Genomic DNA, 4,987 nt, shown 5'->3' on the forward strand with positions numbered 1-4,987 from the left:
CCTCGGCAAGAAGCGCGGTCCCGAACAGAGGCGTCCGGCGCGGATCGGCCGCTGCCGCCACCCGCCCCGCCCGCCAGCTCCGCATCGCCGCAGCAATCTCATCAGGCAGGAACAGCCCCGCCGGCACCCGCCGCCGCGCCGCGGCCGACTTTCCCGAATGCCCCCGTGTCGCATGCACATGCACCGAGAGGTCCGCATCGAGGTCCGCCACCACCCGGCTCGTCACCTCGTCCACCCGAAGACCGCCCCAGGCCAGCAGGACGAACGCCGCGGCCGTCGCCTCGGCCAGCTCCGGAGCTACGCCACCCGCCGGGCGGCGCAGGCGGCCCCAGATTGCCCGATAGGCTGACCACGGCAGCACCGCCGTGCGGACCATCCGGCCGCCGTCCTCCGTCTCGACCAGGTCTGCCAGGTCAGCCTGCGGCCAGTCATGCATTCGTGCCGCATGGGCGGCGAAGTCCGCCAGCCGCCCCAGCGGGTGGCGCCTGTCGGCGTAGCCGAAGAGATCGACCACCTCCTGCAGCCGCTGACCAAGTGCCTCGGCCTCGCCCTCGCGCGGGTCGAAGCTGCCGAACACGTCAATCAGCCGCCGGCCCATTATCGCGTGATAGTCGGCAAGCGTTCGCGGCCGGTTGCCGCGGTCGAGCAGCGCCAGGTTCCAGCCGATCACCGCCTCGATCGCCGCGGGCAGGGGGGTCGGGGACCCCATCAGCCTTTGCAGCCCTGCCTTCAAAGCGCGGCTGCCGGACCGGGAGCCGGAGCGCGCGTGTGGCACGAGGAGCCTCTCGAGAGCCGCTGCAGGGGATTCCTCGGCCGGATCCGCAGGACCGGCCGCAGCGGCCCGCTGCGCGCGTCTGCGGAGCCTCTCCGACGCAGTCCAGTCATCGTTCCAACCGCGCATGGCCGGGGCAGGGGCTATCGGCCGGCTCGACGGACCAGAGCAGAGGGTCTGCCAGCCGGTCTTGCTCGCGGACAGCGCCGGGGTCTCGCCCGAGGCCGCCGCCGCCAGCACCGACGGCACGATCACCCCGGAGCCCGCCTCCAGCGCCGCCAGCGCCACCTGCCCGAGCCGCGCCGGGCTGAGCGATCCTGCCAGCCGCTCTGCCTCGAGTGCCGCGCCGATCAGCGCGAGTGGCGTCCGGCCAGCCTCGATCCCGACGCCGGTGCGCCGCGCCCGCCGCCAGCGATCCAACAGCGACAGCGTGACCACGTCAGGGAACCAGCGCAGCCGCTCGAGGCCCGGCTCGAGGTTGGTGAGGTCCTGCTGGTGGCGCGGCACCGCCAGGGTCAGGTCCAGCCACGCCAGCCCCGGAAACCGCGCCGCCAGTCCGAAGCGCAGGGGCCCCGTCGCCATCTCCTTGATCAGCGCCGCCCAGGCCGCCTCGCGCCACAGCCCCCCGCGCAGGACCGCCGAGGCCAGCGCCAGCCCCGGAAGCCGTCCGCGCGGCAGCTCGCCCGGCGCAGTCAGCACCGCATCCAGCCGCTGGCGCAGCGCGATCGCCACCCTGGCATCCTGCGCCCAGGTGGCATCGCGCAGGGGCTGCACCAGGGCGGGCAGCGCCACGATCCGCCCCCGGGTCTCGGGAGCGGGCAGGGCCTTGCCCGCGGACCGGGTCAGGTCCTCGGCAGCGGCGGGGGGCGGAGCAGGGGCGGTCACAGCAGCGGGCAGGGTTCGGGAGCGACGGCGCCGAGATCGGCCAGGCCACGTTCGAGGCTTTCCACCAGCGGCGCCAGATCGTCCGAAGCCGCGAAGCTGGTCGAGAGGTAGAACGTCTGCCGCCAGCCCCCGTGTCCCATCCACCGGTCGACCAGGTGGCCGGGCTGCCGTTCGGCCACGAACCGGCTTCGCCAGTAATGGCGGAACAGGTTGCGCGGCACCCGGTCAGGCAGGCTTTGCCACCACCGCCCGCAGGAGAGGGGCATCAGATCCGCACCGATCGACGGCAGGAACCACAAGGGCGGCGTCTGGCCAGCTAGCGCCGAGGTCGCGGCCTTGGCCACCTGCTGGTCATGCAGGCGTCCCCAGTCGCGCAGGTGCCCCAGCTGCACCCGGACTGCCTCCAGCGTTGCGATCGCCACCGGCGGCAGGGGCAGCCAGCGGGCATCGTCGAGGGTTCGGTTGCCCTTGTCGGCGATCCTTACCGACGGCGCCGGGCCCTCGGCCAGGACCTGCCCCAGCGGCGGCCACAGAGCCCCGTGCGGGCGTCGCCCCGTGGCCCCGAGCAGGACCGCCGCCGCAGCGCCCACAAAGGCCGCCTGCACGTCCTGCACCGTCTCCAGCAGGTCAGGTTCGAGCGCCGCCACTGCGGTCTCGAGCCGCCGGCGCTGCCCGGCGAAGAACGCCTGCAGATCGGCGGCGGACGGTACCCGCAACGACCCGGTGCGCGGCATCTCGCGTCGCGGCTGGAACGTACCGACCACACTGGCCCCGTGCATGCCGCCACCCCCGTCCTCCTCGTCCCCCTCATCGCCGGTGAGGCCAAGGGCCGGCCAGCAGGCCCGCCAGTCCGCGTCGAGCCGCGGCACCGGCAGCGCCGTGTACCAGCACTGCGGCGCGATCCGGATGTCGGTCCCGCGCAGCAGCGCCTCGACCGCCGGATCGAGGCCGACCGCCAGCGCTGCCAGCCCGAGGCTTGCCGCGAGATGGCTGCGCCGCAGAGCTCGCCCTTCGGGCAGGAACCCGGCCAGCAGGTGCTGTGCGTCGGCCTCGATCTCGGCGGGGTCGATCGGCTCCTCGTCCCATAGGTCGAGCAGTCGCTCGAGGGACGGCTGCAGCCATTCCGGCAGGACCAGGACGAACCCGTTCTGGGGCGGGGGTGGGGCATCCGTCACCGCCGGGCAGAAGCCGATGCCGAAGCGGACTGTCTCCGCGTGCCGGTTCCGCGCCCACCAGCTTTGCCCGGCCTGCCGGGGCATCTCCCGGGGCATGGCCAGCAGCGCCGACAGGCTCCGCCCGGTCATCAGGCTTACCGCCAGCAGCGTGGCCGCCTGCCACGGTCCGCCGTGCGAAGAGACCGTCCGCCGCAGTCCCTGCGCCACGACGGGCGCCTCTGCCGGTGTCAGGGTGCGGGTGCTGGTGACCGCCTGCGCCGAAAACTCCGCCAGTTCGCCCTGGACCGCGAGTACGACGGGTGCGGGCAGGATCTCCTTCCAGCCGGCCTCGCCACTGCGCCCGTGGTCGCCTCTGTCGAGGACCTCAAGCAGGTCCATCTGCTCGGGATCGCCGAGCTGAAGGCGGACCGGGATCGCCACGTCGCCGGCTTCCTCGGCGCTCTCGAGACCTTCGGCATCATAGTCGAAGTCCGGGCAGTCGTGCTCGAGGGCCAGCCCGTCTCGGCCGGGCAGCACCGCGAAGCCTCGGATCGCCGCAATGGCGCGCGCACTCCCCAGCACGGACGAGCGGGTGGTCGGGGCCCGCTGCTGCCGCGCCTGCCCGGCAAGGTGGTCCAGCGTCAGCCGCAGGACATAAGCGGTCTCGGCGATCACGCTACGGGTCTGGCGCAACCGATCGTGCCAGTCGCCGATGCTCTCCCTGGCCAGCGTCACGTCCTCGGCCGAGATCGTCGGGACGACCAGTCGCGCCCCGGCCCGTGCCCGTGCCCGGCACAGGTAGGACAGCAGCGCCGCCGCCTTGGGCGCTGTCGTATGGCCCGACTGGCCGCGGAGAACCGCGTCGAGGAGCCCGACCAGCACCCAGGCCCGCAACCGGTCGAGGTCAGCGCCGCGCGGCTCCCATGGCTCGGGTGCGTGGGCCAGAAGATTGGCGATCGGGAACGCTCCGAGCCTCCGATGGATGGCGGCCTGCAGATCTTCCGGCGCGGCGGGCTGCGGCATCGGCGAGAGGGCCGCCACCAGATCCGTCACTCCCGGAGGCAGAGGGGCCGAGAGCAGCCCCAGCAGGCGGCGCGCCTCGGCCGCGAACCCGGCCTGCACAGCCTTGCCGTCCGGCAGCAGGTCCAGGGCCGCTGCCGCGATCTTGGGATCGACGGCACTCATGCCCGCACCCCCCGGAAACGCCCGGCGCCCACTCCCAGCGTGCGCGCCAGCCCGCGCGCCGACACCGGGCCGACCAGTTCGTCCCGCAGGAGTTCGGGCATCCGGCCGAGCGCCCGGTGCAGGCCCTCGGCGCCGCCCCGCACCGCCAGGTGACCTGCCCACAAAGCGGCGATCTCCCCCCAGGCGGCACGGGCCACGGCGTCGTCGGTCATGGCGGGCAGGACCAGCACCGGGATATGGTCGGCATTGCGCAGTGCAAGCCGCGCCGCGAAATGCCCCACCATCGCCCAGGTCCGCCGCTCCCCCCGCACCACCAGCACCGGTGGCGCCAGGGCTGCCGAGAGCGGGGCCGCGAACGCGATGCGCTGGAACGCCATGAACGCTGCCAGTGCCGCCGGGTGCGGCTCGATCTCGTGGGCCGCGGCCAGGCGGGCGCGGCCGGACAGCGCGTGGATGGAAAGGGCCGTGCGCTGCGGCGCTGGCACGGACAGAGAAATCGACATCAATATGCTCCTTCGTGAGCGGAGCCGGCCCCCTTGGAAGAGGAAAGGAATGGTCGCTTCACACCCGGGGGCCAGCAGAACCGGGAGCAGGACGGTCGATGTGATGTGGGCAGGGCTGCAGGCGTCGTGACGCAATGCGAGACGAGGCAACCCACCGGCGGAAACGGCGTCCGCCAGGAGTGATCGGATGCGGACGCGCGGAGCGTCCGGCTTGTGCGACGCGGCCAAGGCAGGTGGTCGTGGCCACCGCGGCACGCGGGTCTGCACTGCAGGGCACCAGGGGCACGGTTGAAACCCGCGCTCTCGTCCGGGCCCTGCCTGACGTGCAGGGTTGAGGTCGAGCCGCACCGGCAGAGCCGGTACTCCGGAAGCCGCCCGCTCGTTGGCGGGGGTCCGGCCCAGGGCACTGACCCTGGCGCTCTAGAGTGGGGGAGTGGTCGGTCCTCACGCGCCAACCTAGCCCCGTAAAGCCTTCCCCTTATCCCATC

2 protein-coding genes and 1 pseudogene are annotated in these 4,987 nt (G+C 73.3%); all 3 read right to left on the reverse strand.

From position 1 onward, the window contains the following. Positions 1-1,564 (reverse strand): annotated as a pseudogene (locus ACFHYO_RS16045) (site-specific integrase); the annotation flags it as partial. A gap of 89 nt (positions 1,565-1,653) precedes the next feature. Next, on the reverse strand, positions 1,654-3,996 hold the full coding sequence (locus ACFHYO_RS16050) for a hypothetical protein (protein ID WP_394321740.1): 2,343 nt from the start codon (positions 3,994-3,996) through the stop codon (positions 1,654-1,656). Continuing rightward, the gene (locus tag ACFHYO_RS16055; RefSeq protein ID WP_394321741.1) at positions 3,993-4,499 is read right to left on the reverse strand and encodes a hypothetical protein; all 507 of its coding nucleotides are present in this window, start codon (positions 4,497-4,499) and stop codon (positions 3,993-3,995) included. The genes ACFHYO_RS16050 and ACFHYO_RS16055 overlap by 4 nt, the downstream gene beginning before the upstream one ends. Positions 4,500-4,987: the final 488 nt, after the last annotated feature.

The organism is Paracoccus panacisoli (genome assembly GCF_042435015.1).
Lineage (GTDB): Bacteria > Pseudomonadota > Alphaproteobacteria > Rhodobacterales > Rhodobacteraceae > Paracoccus > Paracoccus panacisoli.